Genomic DNA, 17,051 nt, shown 5'->3' on the forward strand with positions numbered 1-17,051 from the left:
ATCTACCATAATGAATGGCAGATGTTTCAGTTATGATCAGGTTTTAACCTTTAACCGGGATTGCTTTTAAAACAGCGGTCAACAGTTTCCAATATTCACCAACACTTGCAATATGCACTCTTTCATCAGGAGAGTGAGCACCACGAATGGTTGGCCCAATTGAAACCATATCCATATCTGGGTAAGGCTTTTTGAATAAGCCACACTCAAGGCCTGCGTGGATCACCATCACATTTGGGATTTTACCAAATAGCTTGTTATAAGTTTCACTCACTAAGTGCATTACGGCTGAATCGGCATCTGGTTGCCAACCTGGGTAGCTCCCCTCAGCGCGGTACTGTGCTTGTGCTAATTTACTAATAGAAGTGAGCATGTTAACAACATAGTTTTTGCCACTATCAATCAGTGAGCGAACAAGGAAGATAACTTCCGCTTGGTCTTCTGTCATGCGAACAACGCCCTCATTAAGCGATGTTTCTACGACACCTACAGCGACATCACTCATGCGAATTACGCCATTAGGTGCAGCATTTAAGAAGAACGTAAAACGTTTTTGGCAATCATCAGACAGTGCTTTCAAGTCACTTTGTGTTTCATCTAAGAGTAGAACAAGGTTAGGTTCTATAACGGCTAACTCATTCTTTAAAATACCTTCGTAGCGTTCTCTTAATGCTGTCAGTTCAGCAACTTTTTCTATCGGAACAGAGATAATTGCATGCGCTTCACGTGGGATAGCATTACGTACGGTACCGCCTCTAAATTCTAACAATTTCAGGCTTAAGTCTTCTGCATGTCCAGCAAGGAAGCGTGCGAGTAATTTATTCGCATTACCTAAGCCTAAGTGAACATCACCACCGGAGTGACCACCTTTTAACCCTTTTAGGGTTAAAGTAAACGTCTGATAACCTTGTGGTAAAGGTTCACGCAGTAGATCAAATGTTGTTGTGAAATCAACCCCTCCAGCACAACCCATATAGATCTCACCTTCTTCTTCAGAGTCGGTGTTAATCAGAATATCCGCCTGTAGCCAACCTGCTTTTAGACCAAACGCACCTTCCATGCCAGCTTCTTCAGTCATGGTGAGTAAAACTTCCATAGGCCCATGCTCGACACTGTCATCAGCCAGAACCGCCAATGCAGAAGCTAAACCAATACCGTTATCTGCGCCTAAAGTTGTACCTTCAGCGGTCACCCATTCACCATTAACATATGGGCGGATTGGGTCTGTTTTAAAGTCATGCACGGTGTCATTATTTTTTTGTGGCACCATGTCTAGGTGTGCTTGCAAGACTACTGCTTTGCGGTTTTCGTAACCCGTTGTTGCAGGTTTACGGATCAAAATATTACCAACTTCGTCGCGTTCTACATGAAAACCTTTTTGTTTTGACCAGTCGATAATATGCGCAGCTAAAGCTTCTTCATGATATGAAGGGTGCGGAATAGAGCAGATGGTAGCGAAGATGTCCCATAGCGGTTGGGGGGATAATGTAGCTAGTTCAGACACGTTTCTCTCCTTTTATTTTCCCTTTATATTTCAATCTGTAGCATTGTTGGCTTCACTCGTAAACTCCAATCATATACTTATGTATACTCAAAGGATTTACTCATTTGCCGCCTAGCTACAAATTGAACTATTTAGGAATAATATCCTGAATAACCCATGTAGGAACTGATTGGCAACCAACGTTAATTTCAGCTTCAATTTTTAAAAGGAATATTGCTGTAATTATGACCTAACAGCCTGAAGTTTCGAATTAAAGGCTGCATCTTTTATAATCTCAGGATAACACTTTCTTTTGAAGAATGGATAGTGTAAATGATAATAATTAATGGCGAATGATGCTTTTTACTGGTTTTTAACGCGCCAAATCACTATAATCTCGCGCAACCTTTTTTCCGCAAGACACATTTCAGATTTACTCAGCAGTCGGGACCCGAATTTTATGAGCGAAAAATATGTCGTAACGTGGGATATGTTGCAAATACATGCCCGTAAACTCGCACAACGTTTATTACCAGTAGAACAATGGACCGGTATTATCGCGGTTAGCCGTGGTGGTCTTGTTCCAGGCGCGCTTCTTGCACGTGAACTGGGCATTCGTAACGTTGATACCGTATGTATATCTAGCTATGACCATGATAATCAACGCGAATTAAAAATTATAAAGCGCGCTGAAGGTGATGGCGAAGGCTATATCGTCATTGACGATTTGGTCGATACCGGTGGTACAGCGCAAGCTATTCGTGATATGTATCCAAAAGCACACTTTGTTACTATCTTCGCTAAGCCAGCTGGTCGTCCATTAGTTGATGACTATGTGGTTGATATCCCGCAAGACACATGGATAGAGCAGCCTTGGGATATGGGCGTTGCTTTTATAAAGCCATTGTGTGAACAAGACAAATAAATCGAAGTTAAACTTATTTTCTGGTAATAGATTGTCATTAACAGCCTTTGGGGTTTTTCCTCATAGGCATAACACATAAATACCTAAAATTTTTGAGTCAAACGCGATATAATCTCGGGGGAGTGCATTTTTGCATTCCCCTTATTTTTGGTTTTTTGGCACAATTCAGCTCAGGTAGACAAGGAAATAGGGATGACTCAGCAAAACCTTTCAGAAAAACTTTTCAAACCTAGAGTCAGACAAGTTGAAACGTCGACACTTGTATCCTACTCGTCAGAAACAACTCCTCTGATAAAAGCTCATAGCGTTCTAAGTGGTTCTCATCATGTTGGCTGGTATCGTATGATCAACCGGCTAATTTGGATTTGGCGTGGTATTGATGCACTAGAAATTGAAGAGGTACTTAGCCGAATAGCAGTTTCCGATGCGCCACGCAGTAATGAAACCCAGTTGGATACCGTCATTGGTAATAGGCGTGGGAATTGGTGCTTCGAATGGTCACAGCAGGCTATGCGCTGGCAACAGAAAGCTTTGGAATTCGAGCAAGGGCCGGACGCGGGTAATGCATGGTTGCGAGCCGCAAATTTATACAGTATTGCAGCATACCCTTTTATTAAAGGGGATGAACTAGCAGACCAAGCTATTTTATTAGCGTGTAAAGCCTATGATAATGCTGCCAAATTTTCAGAATATCGGTTAAAGAAAATTGCATTCAAAGTGGATGATGGGAAAGAAGTTTGTGGCTTTTTACATATCCCATCCCACGGTCAGGGGCCTTATCCTACCGTCATGATTTGCGGCATGTTAGACAGCTTACAAATCGATTTTTGTCGCTATTTTCGCGATTATCTCGAACCATTAGGTATTGCGATGCTAACGCTCGATATGCCTTCTATTGGTTATTCGATAAAACATAAATTGACACAAGAAACAACAACACTGCATGAGCAAATTGTTCGCCAGCTTGAGGATATTGCATGGATTGACCATACCCGCTTCGGTATTGTCGGGATGCGCTTTGGTGCCAATATAGCCTTAAGATTAGCTTATATGTGCCCAGAAAAAATTAAAGCAGTCGCTGTCATAGGTCCAATTGTGCATAGTTTATTGCACGAAGAGAAATATCAACAAGATATTCCTCGGGTAGTTTTGGATGTGTTCGCGAGTCGTTTGGGAATTTATCAGGTTGATGGTGCCGCTTTACGCCATGAGTTGAGTTGTTATTCACTTAAAAATCAGGGCCTTTTAGGAAAAAGAAGCAAAGTTCCGATGTTATCGGTAAGCTTAAAAGATGATATCTATAGTCCGAAAGCAGAATCGGATCTAATTCGGCGTTCATCAATGGATGCAGATACAATAATACTACCAAGTCAGCCTGTTTTTGCTAATTTTGAAAAGGCACTAAGTGAAACTACTAATTGGCTGAAAGCAAAAATACTTTAATTATATTTAATATCTTGCTTATTTTTTCCCATTTGTTAAAAAGGGGTCTACCCAAGAAGGAGATCCTTAACATGGCTTTACCGACTGATTATTCAAATGGAAAGTATTTAAAGAAATTTGCTGCAATGGGGCCTTATTTACGCGAAAAACAATGTATCAATGGCTGTTATATATTCGATAGCCTTGTTGTTTGTATTAATGCGAGTATTGCGCCTGAGAAACGTGAATTTTGGGGGTGGTGGTTAAAATTAGTTGCAACTGAAAAAGGCTTTGAGTTCACTTATCATTTTGGTATTTATAATAGCCATGGTAGTTGGCAAGTCAAAGCATTCAAAGATGCGGCTACCACTGAAGCCGTTGAAAAAAATTTAGTATCATTTCATCAAGCACTTACTAAGCAATTACTTGAGCTTGAGTTAAGCCTCTTCCCTTCGCCACTAATGGCAGAATTAAAACTGGAATTAAGCGCATAAATTTGTTTTAAACCAACTTTTGTTGAATTTTGCGTTATGCCTGTTGGCATAACGCGCTTCTCCTGATAAAAATGGTATCTACTTTTTTGTTTTCTTAATCCTAATGGCAGAAAAATGATGAAAAATAGCCAGACGCTGGTTGTTAAGCTAGGAACCAGTGTGCTAACAGGGGGCTCGCGCCGTTTGAATCAAGCTCATATTGTTGAGTTAGTCAGGCAGTGTGCGCAGCAATATGAAAAAGGGCACCGTATTATCATTGTGACATCAGGGGCAATTGCCGCGGGTCGCGAACACTTAAATTACCCCGAATTGCCGGCTACCATTGCATCTAAACAGTTGCTTGCGGCAGTCGGCCAAAGTCGTCTTATTCAGTTGTGGGAAAGGTTGTTCTCCATTTACGGGATCCACATAGGGCAAATGCTGTTAACACGTGCAGATTTAGAAGACCGTGAGCGTTTTCTAAATGCTCGAGATACCTTACAAGCATTACTGAATAATGGCATTATTCCCGTCATTAATGAGAACGATGCCGTTGCGACAGCAGAAATAAAAGTCGGTGATAACGATAATTTATCCGCATTAGCCGCTATTCTTGGTGATGCTGATAAACTGTTGCTACTGACTGATATAGAAGGTCTATATGATGCAGACCCCCGTAGCAACCCAAATGCGAAATTAATTCCTGAAGTCTATGGTGTCAACGACGAGCTTCGTCAAATGGCAGGGGGAAGTGTCAGCGGTTTAGGTACAGGGGGCATGGCAACTAAGCTACAAGCGGCTGATGTTGCTGGCCGCGCAGGGATAGATGTTATTATCGCAGCAGGTAATAAACCTGATGTCATTAGCGCTGTGATTGAAAATATTCCAGTGGGGACTCGTTTTTATGGGCAGAAAAACCCCATGGAAAATCGTAAACGTTGGATTTTCGGGGCGCCAGCTGCGGGTGATGTGTATATTGATGATGGTGCACAATTAGCAATTATAGAAAAAGGTAGCTCATTGTTACCAAAAGGAATTAAAAAGATTGAAGGTGATTTTTCCCGAGGCGCCGTGATCCGCATTCTAAATATGGCGGGGAAAGACCTTGCACACGGTGTTAGTCACTATAATAGTGATGCACTAAGGATGATAGCAGGTCATCATTCACAAGAAATTGGCAGAATACTTGGCTATGAACACGGCTCAGTCGCTGTTCATCGTGACGATATGATAGTGAGTTAATTATGTTAGAAACAATGGGTAAGGCTGCACGAGCAGCGTCATGGCAATTAGCTCAGCTAAGCACCAAACAAAAAAACTCGGCACTATTGCAAATTGCTGAATTACTAGAAAAAGAAAGCGCGGTGATATTATCTGCTAACCAGCAGGATATGGAACAGGCAAAAGCCAGTGGTATGGCAGAAGCCTTACAAGACCGTCTATTGCTGACTCCAGAACGCTTGAAAAGCATTGCTGATGATGTCAGAAAGGTTTGTCAGCTTGCTGACCCTGTTGGGCAAATCATTGATGGTAGCCAGCTTGATAGCGGTTTAAACTTACAGCGCCGACGCGTACCTCTAGGTGTTGTCGGGGTGATTTACGAAGCGCGTCCAAACGTCACTGTCGATGTGGCTTCGTTATGTTTAAAAACCGGTAATGCAGTCATTCTACGTGGTGGTAAAGAAACCCATAATACGAACCTTGCTGTGGTGAGTGTTATCCAAAAAGCACTCAAAAATAGTGGGTTGCCAGAAGAATCTGTACAAGCTATCAATAACCCTGATCGTGAATTAGTTTCTCAATTATTAAAATTAGATCGTTATATTGATATGCTGATCCCTCGTGGTGGTGCGGGGTTACATAAATTATGTCGTGAGCAATCAACGATCCCTGTGATCACCGGCGGTATAGGTGTTTGCCACACCTTTGTCGATGAGTCAGTTGATTTTAATAAAGCGATTAACGTAATCATCAATGCAAAAGTACAGCGCCCAAGTGCTTGTAACTCACTGGAAACTTTGCTAGTTCATAAAGATATTGCGGGTAATTTCTTACCATTTTTAAGTGAGAAAATGGCTGAACAGCAAGTCACACTGCACGCTAGTGAAAAAGCAATGCCATTATTGGAACAAGGCCCAGCAACAGTTGTTGATGTAAAACCTGAAAATTTGGTTGATGAATGGTTATCCTTAGACCTCAACGTAGAGATTGTTGATGACATTGACGCCGCTATTAACCATATTCGCCAATATGGTACTGCGCATTCTGATGCTATTTTGACCGAGTCTATCCGCCAAGCAGATTATTTTGTACAGTGTGTCGATTCGGCGGCTGTTTATGTGAATGCGAGTACTCGCTTCACAGATGGTGGGCAATTTGGTTTAGGGGCAGAGGTTGCGGTTAGCACTCAGAAATTACATTCTCGAGGCCCTATGGGGCTAGATGCCTTAACAACCTATAAATGGGTTGGTTATGGCGATTTTTTAAATCGCCCATAAAGACTAAAATAGATTAATAGGCCACACTTGTGTGGCTTTATTTTTTTATTATTTGCCGCATTAGGCAACTTTCATAAGCAGATACATAACCAGTTTTGCTTAGTATTCATGATTATGGGGTGGAAATTAATGTTTTACATTATCGGTCCAAGAGGTTCGGGTAAAACGACAATTGGTAAAAAATTGGCTGAATCTAAAGGCTACCAGTTTGTTGATACAGATAAATTGATACTCGAAAGAGCGGGTAAAACGATAGCAGAAATTGTTGAACAGTACGGATGGGAATATTTTCGTCAATTAGAAACGGAAACGTTAAAATCAATTCTTCAAGATAAAACGATTGTTTCAACAGGGGGCGGGCTGGTTCTTGCTGAGGAAAACCAGAAGATCATGCGTGATAACGGGACAGTGATTTATTTAAATGCTAAGCCTGACGTTTTAGCTAAACGCCTAGCCGCAGAGCCACAAGCTGACCAGCGGCCAAGCTTAACAGGCAAATCATTAGTTGAAGAAATTGAAGAAGTTATGCAGCAAAGAGAACCTATCTACCGTGCGACGGCACACCATGTTATTGATGCCACACAGTCCATTGATGATATTATCGCGCAACTTAATGATTTGACTTAAACTAATTAGGTATCAGTAAAGTACGTTTTCGGAATATACCGCTTAGTAGAAAGAGCAGAGCTAAGTAAGATAGGTATGATAACGGAAATACTTCACTTATTTGCATATAAAACATAATCATAATATAGGGATTCATTATGTTGGCAAACATCATCAAGGCAATACTTAAATTTTTATTTCGCGTCCAAGTTACCGGTGATGCAAAAGAATTTAATCAAGATAAATGCTTGATTACACCCAATCATGTTTCTTTCCTTGATGGTGTTTTGATTGCACTTTTTTTACCTGTAAAACCTGTATTTGCTGTGTATTCATCATTTGCGACACCAAAAATGGTGAAGCGTCTTAAACCTTATGCGGATATTGTTCCTCTTGACCCTGCTAACCCTTTAGGGATACGTCACCTTGTTAAAGAGGTGGAAAAAGGGCGCCCAATCGTCATTTTTCCAGAAGGGCGTATTTCTGTGCATGGTTCTTTAATGAAAATCTATGAAGGGGCTGCATTTGTTGCTGCAAAGTCGGAGGCAAAAGTTGTTCCTATTCGTATTGAAGGTGCGGAGCGCAGTCATTTTGGTCGGTTAAAAGGCATTATTCCATTAAAATGGTTCCCAAAAATCACATTACATATTTTGCCTGCACAAAGCATTCCTATGCCTCAAGCCCCTCGAGCTGTTGAGCGCCGAGCCTTAGCTGGAGAGCATTTGTACCAAATTATGAAATCTGCGCGTATGGCTTGTTTGCCCCAAGTCACATTGGTCGAAGAGTTTATTCAAAGTGTTCATAAGTTTGGTCGATATACGCCCTGTATTGAAGATATCGCTTTTAAAGAAGACTCCTACCAAAGCTTATTGAAAAAAGCTCTGGGAGTCGGGCGTATTATAGAACGTTATACCCATGAAAATGAGCGTGTAGGCTTATTATTGCCAAATACAACAGTTACGGCTGCGGCTATTTTTGGGGCCCTAATGAGGGGACGAGTCCCTGCGATGCTGAATTATACTGCGGGAAGCCATGGGATCAGTAATGCATTAAAAGCATCTGCAGCCACTGTCGTATTTACCTCTCGCCAATTTTTAGAAAAAGGTCATTTAACGCATATTCCCGAGCAAGTTACTGAAGCTAACTGGATTTACCTTGAAGATTTAAAAGATACAGTGACATGGCAAGATAAACTTTGGATTGTTAAGCATTTATTTAATCCACGTAAAGCCGTTATCCCGCGCAAAACGACAGATGAAGCGATCGTGCTATTCACTTCAGGGTCAGAGGGAACACCGAAAGGGGTGGTTCATAGCCACGGGAGCTTAATGGCGAATGTTGAGCAAATTAAGACCATTGCTGACTTCACTCCTCGTGACCGTTTTATGTCATCATTACCATTATTCCATGCATTTGGTCTAACTGTTGGTTTGTTCATTCCTCTATTTTTAGGAAGCCGAGTGTTTCTTTATCCAAGCCCTTTGCACTATCGAGTCATTCCGGAATTGGTCTATGACAAAAATTGTACAGTGCTTTTTGGGACTTCGACATTTTTAGGTAATTATGCGCGTTTTGCGCATCAGTATGATTTTGCACGTTTGCGCTATGTCGTTGCTGGCGCTGAAAAGCTCTCTGATAAAACTAAAAAAATCTGGTTTGATAAATTTGGTATTCGTATCCTTGAAGGGTATGGGGTGACTGAATGTGCTCCTATCGTTTCAATTAACGTACCAATGGCCGCTAAAGAAGGTTCAGTAGGTCAAATTTTACCCGAAATGGAGGCGAGGATTATCCCTATCCCAGGTATTGAACAGGGGGGGAAATTACAGCTAAAAGGGCCAAATATCATGAAGGGGTATTTACGTGTTGAAGCCCCTGGTGTCTTAGAAACGCCTAAAGCGGAAAATGAGCAAGGTGAATTAGAAGATGGCTGGTATGACACGGGTGATATCGTTACTTTAGACAATCAAAACTTCTGTACTATTAAAGGTCGTGTTAAGCGTTTTGCAAAACTTGCAGGGGAAATGGTTTCTCTTGAAAGTATTGAACAAATGGTCGCGGGTATTTCACCAAATGAGAATCATGGCGTTGTCACTAAGCCTGATAGTAGTAAGGGTGAGGCGCTTGTTTTATTCACGACAGATAAAGAATTAGACCGCAGCGCATTGTCTGCGGCAGCGAAAAGCAAAGGCTTAACTGAATTAGCTGTCCCGCGTGATATTCGTTTAGTAAAAGAACTGCCAGTTTTGGGAAGTGGTAAAACGGACTTTGTTACACTAAAACAGATGGCGTTAAAGGATGAATAATATGCAAGAAAGCATGCAAAATGCGCCATTAATGAGCCGAGGAATGAAAGCCGTATTGGCGTCTCAATTCCTCTCTGCATTTGCTGATAATGCATTATTATTTGCAATACTTGCACAGCTTAAAGCAGAGTTTTACCCTGAGTGGAGCCATCCTATTCTGCAAATGGTGTTTGTATTTACTTATATTGTACTGGCACCTTTTGTAGGGCAAATCGCCGATAGGTTCTCAAAAGGGCGCGTAATGTTGTTTTCTAACATTTTTAAATTTATTGGGGCTCTTGGTATTTGTTTGGGGTTAAACCCTTTCCTTTGCTATGGTCTAGTGGGGGTAGGCGCTGCATCTTATTCCCCTGCTAAATACGGTATTTTAGGGGAATTAACAGGGGGAGATAACCTTGTTAAAGCAAATGGAGTTATGGAAGCATCGACAATCGCGGCTATTCTAGTGGGCTCAGTGGTCGGTGGGGTGCTTTCCGATATTAACCTTATATTAGCGCTCGGAACTTGTGCTGTATTGTATGCATTAGCTGTTATTGCCAATTTCTTTATCCCACCGCTAGTGGCTGCACGGCCAGGCAAAGGCTGGAATATTAAACTATTAGTGACTGATTTTTTCGGTGCTTGCCGTATTCTATGGTCTAACCAAGAAAGTCGCTTCTCACTTGTGGGGACCAGTTTATTTTGGGGGGCGGGTGTCACCTTACGTTTTTTATTAGTGGCATGGGTACCTGTCGCTTTAGGCTTACAAGACAACACAACCCCAACAATCCTCAATGCGATGGTTGCTATAGGGATTGTCGTTGGAGCGGGGCTTGCTGCTAAATTTATTACCTTAAAAACGGTTTATCGTTGTATTCCTGCTGGGGTTATCATCGGTATCATGGTGGTTTTACTCTCATTGCAAACTAATATTATTCCAGCATATTTTATTCTGATAATACTTGGGGTATTTGGTGGCTTATTTGTGGTTCCACTTAATGCATTACTTCAAGAAAAGGGGAAAGAGACTGTTGGAGCAGGGAATGCCATTGCTGTGCAAAACTTAGGCGAAAACAGTGCAATGCTAATTATGTTAGGCTTGTACTCTTTGGCAATTAAAGCTGGTTTGTCAGTAGTGAATGCAGGGATTGGCTTTGGTGCTGTATTTGCGATAGCTATTGCGGGTTTGTGGGTTTGGGATCGCGCTCGTAAAAAAATGAAGTAAAGGTAGGTAGCATCATGATAGATGAGAAGCAACTCGAAATATTGAGTATTCAAATTGGTCAGAAACTAACAGAACAAGGTAAAACAGTCACCGCTGCTGAATCTTGTACTGGTGGCTGGGTTGCTAAGGTATTGACCGATATCGCAGGGAGCTCAGCTTACTTCCAGCGTGGCTTCGTCACTTATAGCAATGAAGCCAAACACCAAATGATTGGTGTTAAAGAGGAGTCTTTACAACAATATGGCGCAGTAAGCCAACAAGTTGTCGCAGAAATGGCTTTAGGGGCATTGCGGGAAGCGAGGGCCGATTTTGCTGTTTCAATCAGTGGAATTGCCGGCCCCGACGGCGGTAGTATAGAAAAGCCTGTTGGGACAGTCTGGTTTGGTTTTGCTAAAAAACAGGCTGATAAAACCATAACCGTAACAACACAGCACTGTGTATTCCAAGGGGATAGAAACCAAGTTCGTTTACAATCAACGGGTTATGTCCTAGAAACACTTTTAAAGTTGTTAAATGAAAAATTTTCTTGATACTGTATGATTATACAGTATAATTAATTTTAACAAACCCAATTCAATCGTTTTATTCGCAGTGGTCAAGCCATTGCACTTAGGGAGTAATCATGGCTATTGATGAAAACAAACAAAAAGCACTTGCAGCAGCATTAGGCCAAATTGAAAAACAATTTGGTAAAGGCTCCATTATGCGTCTTGGTGAAGACCGCTCTATGGATGTTGAAACGATTTCAACAGGCTCCTTATCCCTTGATGTTGCATTAGGCGCTGGTGGCTTGCCATTAGGTCGTATTGTTGAAATCTACGGTCCTGAAGCTTCGGGTAAAACAACATTAACTTTACAGGTTATTGCTGCGGCACAACGCAGTGGTAAAACTTGCGCATTTATCGATGCAGAGCACGCCTTAGACCCTATCTATGCGAAAAAATTAGGCGTAGATATTGATAACTTATTATGTTCACAACCCGATACAGGTGAACAAGCTCTTGAAATTTGTGATGCATTAACACGCTCAGGGGCGGTTGATGTCATTATCGTTGACTCTGTTGCTGCGTTAACACCTAAAGCTGAAATTGAAGGCGAGATTGGTGATTCTCATATGGGCCTAGCAGCCCGTATGATGAGCCAAGCAATGCGTAAATTGGCGGGGAATTTAAAAACGTCAAATACCTTACTGATCTTTATCAACCAAATTCGTATGAAGATTGGTGTTATGTTTGGTAATCCGGAAACCACTACAGGTGGTAACGCATTGAAATTCTACGCATCTGTCCGTTTAGATATTCGCCGTATCGGTGCGGTGAAAAACGGTGAAGAAATTGTAGGTAGCGAAACCCGTGTTAAAGTTGTGAAAAATAAAGTCGCAGCACCATTTAAACAAGCTGAATTCCAAATTCTTTATGGTGAAGGGATTAACACCTTCGGTGAGCTTATTGACTTAGGTGTAAAACATAAATTAATTGAAAAAGCGGGTGCTTGGTATAGCTATAACGGGGACAAAATCGGTCAAGGTAAAGCTAACTCAACAACTTATTTAAAAGAGCATCCTGAAATAGCACAGGAAATTGATACGAAACTACGCGAAATGTTATTAAATCATACTGGTGAATTTAGTAGCGCTGCGGAAGATTTCGTCAGTGGTTCTGATGAAGAAGAAACACCAGAAGAAATTTAATTCAAGTGTAACTATTTGATTATCATCTAAATTAGTGGCGCACCTTTCATAAGGGGGCGCCATTTTTATTTTGGCCTATTACATTAATAGTTTATCGAACAGTTTTTCTGTGGAAAAATACCCCAGCGCGGGGTATAAACATGCTTTCAGAAAATATCTAGACGCTTTACAATGAAAGCTGCTAATGGATGTATCTATATTTTACTTCTGCATAAAGAGACTTTATCTTATCAGTCACTTTTTAATCGGAGAGTTGATTAGAGGTGATGTTACATACCATCTCAACAATTCGTAATTCTGTTTCCAGCTTGATATTGGGATAAATATGAGTAAAAGCACCGCTGAGATCCGTCAAGCGTTTCTCGACTTTTTTCATACGAAAGGTCATCAAGTGGTCACCAGCAGTTCGCTAGTGCCAAATAATGACCCTACACTACTGTTCACAAACGCAGGGATGAACCAGTTCAAAGATGTATTTCTTGGCCTGGATAAGAGAGCATATTCCCGAGCGACAACTGCGCAACGTTGCGTTCGAGCAGGTGGTAAACATAACGACTTAGAAAATGTGGGTTATACCGCTCGTCACCATACATTTTTTGAAATGCTAGGTAACTTCAGCTTCGGTGATTACTTTAAGCATGATGCTATCCGCTTTGCTTGGGAACTATTAACTAGCGAAGAGTGGTTTAATTTACCAAAAGAAAGGCTGTGGGTAACTGTCTACGCGACAGATGATGAAGCGTATGATATCTGGAACAAAGAAATTGGTGTTCCAGCTGAGCGTATTATTCGTATTGGTGACAATAAAGGTGCACCATATGCGTCAGATAACTTCTGGCAAATGGGTGATACAGGCCCTTGTGGTCCATGTACAGAGATTTTCTATGACCATGGTGAGCATATTTGGGGTGGTCCTCCGGGGAGCCCTGAAGAAGATGGTGACCGTTACATTGAAATCTGGAACCTTGTCTTCATGCAATTTAACCGTCAATCAGACGGTACTATGGAGCCACTGCCAAAACCTTCAGTCGACACAGGGATGGGTTTAGAACGCATTTCTGCGGTACTTCAACACGTAAATTCTAACTATGAGATTGATATTTTCCGCGAACTCATTGCTGCTGCTGCGAAAGCAACAGGGGCAACTGATTTGGAAAATAAATCATTGCGTGTTATTGCTGACCACATTCGTTCTTGTGCATTCCTTGTTAGTGATGGTGTCATTCCATCAAATGAAGGGCGTGGCTATGTTTTACGGCGTATTATTCGCCGAGCAGTGCGTCACGGTTACATGCTTGGTGCAAAGGATACCTTCTTCTACAAATTAGTTGCTCCACTAATTAACGTGATGGGCTCTGCTGCGGATGAGCTTGCACGTCAGCAAGCAATGGTAGAAAAAGTTCTTAAAACTGAAGAAGAACAATTTGCTCGTACTTTAGAACGCGGCTTGCAATTATTAGACGAAGAACTTGCTTCCCTAAAAGGCGATACACTTGATGGTGAGGCTGCATTCCGTTTATATGATACCTATGGCTTCCCTATCGATTTAACGGCGGACGTTTGCCGTGAACGCAATATTAAAGTCGATGAGCAAGGTTTTGAGCATGCGATGGAAGACCAACGTCGTCGTGCTAGAGAATCGAGCGGTTTTGGCGCAGATTATAACTCATTAATCAAAGTTGATAAGCGTAGCGAATTCTCTGGTTATCAATACGATGAGCAACAAGCAACAATCACGGCTTTGTATAAAGATGGTCAACCTGTTGATACCCTTAAAGAGGGTGAAGAAGGGTTGGTTATCCTAGATAAAACTGCATTCTATGCAGAGTCCGGTGGGCAAGTGGGTGACACTGGTTATTTAAATAGTGACAGTGCAAGCTTTAATGTAACAGACACTCAAAAATACGGCCAAGCGATTGGTCACATAGGTAAAGTAGAGTCAGGTACATTAGTTGTTAACCATCGTATTACTGCTTTGATTAATAGCGCGAGGCGTGATGCTATCCGCTTAAATCACTCAGCGACACATTTACTTCATGCTGCATTACGTCAGGTATTGGGTGAGCATGTGTCACAAAAAGGCTCATTGGTTAACGATAAATATCTCCGTTTTGATTTCTCCCATTTTGAAGCGATGACACAGGAAGAGCTACGTCAGGTAGAAGATATTGTGAATGCTCAAATCCGAAAAAACTCAGAAATTGAAACTGAGTTGATGGATTTAGAGGGAGCTAAAGCGAAAGGCGCTATGGCATTATTCGGTGAAAAATATGAAGAACGTGTACGCGTTTTGAGTATGGGTGATTTTTCTATTGAATTATGCGGTGGTACACATGCTAGTCGAACTGGGGATATTGGTTTATTCCGTATTCTTAGCGAATCAGGCACTGCTGCTGGCGTTCGTCGTATCGAAGCAACAACGGGGGCGATGGCGATTGAAAATATTCACAATCAATCCGAGCAACTTTCAGCAATTGCTCACCTATTAAAAGGTGACTCCAATAGTCTTGTGGAAAAAGTTAAAGCTGCATTAGACAAATCTCGTCAGCTCGAGAAAGAAATTTTGCAACTAAAAGATCAGCAAGCATCGCAAGAAAGTGCTTCAATAGGTAGTAAAGCGAAAGATGTGAAAGGCATCAAGTTGTTAGTGACTCAACTGAGCAATACTGATCCTAAGCTACTGAGAACTATGGTAGATGATCTCAAGAATCAGCTGAAATCTGCGATTATCGTGCTTTCAACAACAAGTGGTGATAAAGTCAGTATGATCGTTGGGGTGACTAATGATTTAACTGCTAAAGTTAAAGCAGGTGACTTGATTTCCTTTATTGCAGGGCAGGTTGGCGGTAAAGGTGGTGGGCGACCAGACATGGCACAGGCAGGGGGTACTGACGTGAATGCATTACCTGCTGCGATGGCAAGTGTCGAAGAATGGGTTGAATCACGGCTATAAGCGTCGACAAAGTTGCGGCATTGTTAATGTATCGCTTGTAGTGTTATATTTTGCTTGTAAATAATTAGAATGCTTGCATTGATGGCATCAATGCTTTAGGTGAATATCATTGCTTTACGTTTTCACGGTGTGTGATGGACAATAGCGGGGGATACCTAAAGACCCGACTCTTTTAATATTTCAAGGAGCAAAGAATGCTTATTCTGACTCGTCGAGTTGGTGAAACACTCATGATAGGCGATGAGGTAACAGTTACTGTATTGGGTGTCAAAGGCAACCAAGTTCGTATTGGTGTTAACGCCCCAAAAGAAGTTTCTGTTCACCGTGAAGAAATTTATCAACGGATCCAGGCTGAAAAAACTCAACCAGATAATCAATAATAAAAAAGAAGCGTCCAATGATTGACCACACAGCAAGAATGGACGCTTGTCTTTCCTATTCTATTATTCCCTTTTGTTAATCTAATATGCAGTTTTTTAGTGTTTAGCGACTATATTTTGCTAAGCATTAATTTTCATCGTGCTCGATTTATTTTTTTATTGCATGTCTATTTTTCATTTGGCTAAAAAATATACTTTTTGTTGAGTGCTATCATCATTTTTTTTCCTGCTTTTTGTTTATAAACTTAGTGAAATAAGGGCTGAAAAAGATCTTTTTCGGTGCTAAACTAATCATCTTGCTTGTGAAATGTGCAAACAGACTACGGAATGCAAAAAGTTTGGAAAAATTGTTTGACTTCTAAGTCTAGGAAAGTAATATGTGCGCCACACAGCAACGAGATGTTTGAAAAAACAAATCGTGTGTAACTAAAATATGGTGAGGTGGCCGAGAGGCTGAAGGCGCTCCCCTGCTAAGGGAGTATGCGGTCAAAAGCTGCATCGAGGGTTCGAATCCCTCCCTCACCGCCATTTTAGATATGCATCCGTAGCTCAGCTGGATAGAGTACTCGGCTACGAACCGAGCGGTCGGAGGTTCGAATCCTCCCGGATGCACCATATTTAACCCTATAAGAGTATCTGATGGGGTTTTGTTTTGGTTCTAGAATATTGGAAACCAAAACATGCAGTAACTTAGAAGTTAGTTTTTAGTAGTTGATAAAAATTTTGAGATAAAAATCAGTCTTGCACTAAACATGCATCCGTAGCTCAGCTGGATAGAGTACTCGGCTACGAACCGAGCGGTCGGAGGTTCGAATCCTCCCGGATGCACCATCTCTTAGTTGCTAAATTTAGCATATCAATAATACATTTTAATCTAATTCATAAAAAGTTATTGGAACATCGATTTATAATCGAAAGAATTTTGCATCCGTAGCTCAGCTGGATAGAGTACTCGGCTACGAACCGAGCGGTCGGAGGTTCGAATCCTCCCGGATGCACCATCATTAGAAACTCCTCACTTTGAGGAGTTTTTTTTTGCCTAAAATTAGAAAAAATGCCATTCACCTAATATCTTTGTATGTAATCCTCGATAAACCACACATCTAGACAG

Annotated in this window: 13 protein-coding genes and 4 tRNA genes; 16 read left to right on the forward strand and 1 reads right to left on the reverse strand. The window is 41.4% G+C overall.

From position 1 onward, the window contains the following. Positions 1-43 precede the first annotated feature (43 nt). Positions 44-1,504, reverse strand: a complete 1,461-nt coding sequence (gene pepD / locus RB151_RS04940) for a beta-Ala-His dipeptidase (RefSeq protein ID WP_071547817.1) — start codon at positions 1,502-1,504, stop codon at positions 44-46. Between the two features lie 439 nt (positions 1,505-1,943). On the opposite strand from pepD, the gene gpt reads away from it, so the two are divergent. From gpt to RB151_RS05020, 16 genes are all read left to right on the forward strand, one after another. Then, the gene (gene gpt, locus RB151_RS04945; RefSeq protein WP_042848748.1) at positions 1,944-2,408 is read left to right on the forward strand and encodes a xanthine phosphoribosyltransferase; all 465 of its coding nucleotides are present in this window, start codon (positions 1,944-1,946) and stop codon (positions 2,406-2,408) included. A gap of 192 nt (positions 2,409-2,600) precedes the next feature. Continuing rightward, positions 2,601-3,851 (forward strand): esterase FrsA, encoded by a 1,251-nt coding sequence (gene frsA / locus RB151_RS04950; protein WP_071547818.1) that lies wholly within the window; start codon positions 2,601-2,603, stop codon positions 3,849-3,851. A 71-nt stretch (positions 3,852-3,922) separates the two neighbouring features. Beyond that, entirely contained in the window at positions 3,923-4,324 is a 402-nt protein-coding gene (gene crl / locus RB151_RS04955) for a sigma factor-binding protein Crl (RefSeq protein ID WP_042848695.1), read from the forward strand. Positions 4,325-4,441: 117 nt separating this feature from the next. Then, a complete protein-coding gene (gene proB / locus RB151_RS04960) occupies positions 4,442-5,545 on the forward strand; it encodes a glutamate 5-kinase (RefSeq protein ID WP_042848747.1) in 1,104 nt (367 codons plus the stop codon). A 2-nt stretch (positions 5,546-5,547) separates the two neighbouring features. Beyond that, positions 5,548-6,801, forward strand: coding sequence for a glutamate-5-semialdehyde dehydrogenase (proA, locus tag RB151_RS04965; RefSeq protein ID WP_042848694.1), 1,254 nt, complete (start codon positions 5,548-5,550; stop codon positions 6,799-6,801). A gap of 129 nt (positions 6,802-6,930) precedes the next feature. Next, positions 6,931-7,428 (forward strand): shikimate kinase AroL, encoded by a 498-nt coding sequence (aroL, locus tag RB151_RS04970; protein WP_042848746.1) that lies wholly within the window; start codon positions 6,931-6,933, stop codon positions 7,426-7,428. A 137-nt stretch (positions 7,429-7,565) separates the two neighbouring features. Continuing rightward, entirely contained in the window at positions 7,566-9,713 is a 2,148-nt protein-coding gene (gene aas / locus RB151_RS04975; RefSeq protein ID WP_071547819.1) for a bifunctional acyl-ACP--phospholipid O-acyltransferase/long-chain-fatty-acid--ACP ligase, read from the forward strand. A gap of 1 nt (position 9,714) precedes the next feature. Next, positions 9,715-10,917 (forward strand): lysophospholipid transporter LplT, encoded by a 1,203-nt coding sequence (gene lplT, locus RB151_RS04980; protein ID WP_042848691.1) that lies wholly within the window; start codon positions 9,715-9,717, stop codon positions 10,915-10,917. A 14-nt stretch (positions 10,918-10,931) separates the two neighbouring features. Continuing rightward, a complete protein-coding gene (gene pncC, locus RB151_RS04985) occupies positions 10,932-11,447 on the forward strand; it encodes a nicotinamide-nucleotide amidase (RefSeq protein ID WP_048608226.1) in 516 nt (171 codons plus the stop codon). Positions 11,448-11,539: 92 nt separating this feature from the next. Further along, the gene (gene recA, locus RB151_RS04990; RefSeq protein WP_048608224.1) at positions 11,540-12,607 is read left to right on the forward strand and encodes a recombinase RecA; all 1,068 of its coding nucleotides are present in this window, start codon (positions 11,540-11,542) and stop codon (positions 12,605-12,607) included. A 325-nt stretch (positions 12,608-12,932) separates the two neighbouring features. Then, positions 12,933-15,560, forward strand: coding sequence for an alanine--tRNA ligase (gene alaS, locus RB151_RS04995; protein ID WP_042848688.1), 2,628 nt, complete (start codon positions 12,933-12,935; stop codon positions 15,558-15,560). Positions 15,561-15,754: 194 nt separating this feature from the next. Further along, the gene (gene csrA / locus RB151_RS05000; RefSeq protein WP_004264815.1) at positions 15,755-15,940 is read left to right on the forward strand and encodes a carbon storage regulator CsrA; all 186 of its coding nucleotides are present in this window, start codon (positions 15,755-15,757) and stop codon (positions 15,938-15,940) included. Positions 15,941-16,375: 435 nt separating this feature from the next. Further along, positions 16,376-16,468, forward strand: a tRNA-Ser gene (locus RB151_RS05005). A gap of 10 nt (positions 16,469-16,478) precedes the next feature. After that, a tRNA-Arg gene (locus RB151_RS05010) sits at positions 16,479-16,555 on the forward strand. 139 nt (positions 16,556-16,694) lie between these two features. Further along, positions 16,695-16,771 (forward strand) — tRNA-Arg (locus RB151_RS05015). Positions 16,772-16,864: 93 nt separating this feature from the next. Next, positions 16,865-16,941 (forward strand) — tRNA-Arg (locus RB151_RS05020). Positions 16,942-17,051: the final 110 nt, after the last annotated feature.

It is taken from the genome of Providencia rettgeri (assembly GCF_001874625.1).
In the GTDB taxonomy this organism is placed as follows: domain Bacteria; phylum Pseudomonadota; class Gammaproteobacteria; order Enterobacterales; family Enterobacteriaceae; genus Providencia; species Providencia huashanensis.

Bases quoted from the DNA above. Each gene is read 5' to 3' on its own strand.
- alaS (WP_042848688.1), top strand. From the start codon at position 12,933: ATGAGTAAAAGCACCGCTGAGATCCGTCAAGCGTTTCTCGACTTTTTT.
- crl (WP_042848695.1), top strand. From the start codon at position 3,923: ATGGCTTTACCGACTGATTATTCAAATGGAAAGTATTTAAAGAAATTT.
- proA (WP_042848694.1), top strand. From the start codon at position 5,548: ATGTTAGAAACAATGGGTAAGGCTGCACGAGCAGCGTCATGGCAATTA.
- proB (WP_042848747.1), top strand. From the start codon at position 4,442: ATGAAAAATAGCCAGACGCTGGTTGTTAAGCTAGGAACCAGTGTGCTA.
- aroL (WP_042848746.1), top strand. From the start codon at position 6,931: ATGTTTTACATTATCGGTCCAAGAGGTTCGGGTAAAACGACAATTGGT.
- pncC (WP_048608226.1), top strand. From the start codon at position 10,932: ATGATAGATGAGAAGCAACTCGAAATATTGAGTATTCAAATTGGTCAG.
- aas (WP_071547819.1), top strand. From the start codon at position 7,566: ATGTTGGCAAACATCATCAAGGCAATACTTAAATTTTTATTTCGCGTC.
- lplT (WP_042848691.1), top strand. From the start codon at position 9,715: ATGCAAGAAAGCATGCAAAATGCGCCATTAATGAGCCGAGGAATGAAA.
- gpt (WP_042848748.1), top strand. From the start codon at position 1,944: ATGAGCGAAAAATATGTCGTAACGTGGGATATGTTGCAAATACATGCC.
- recA (WP_048608224.1), top strand. From the start codon at position 11,540: ATGGCTATTGATGAAAACAAACAAAAAGCACTTGCAGCAGCATTAGGC.
- csrA (WP_004264815.1), top strand. From the start codon at position 15,755: ATGCTTATTCTGACTCGTCGAGTTGGTGAAACACTCATGATAGGCGAT.
- frsA (WP_071547818.1), top strand. From the start codon at position 2,601: ATGACTCAGCAAAACCTTTCAGAAAAACTTTTCAAACCTAGAGTCAGA.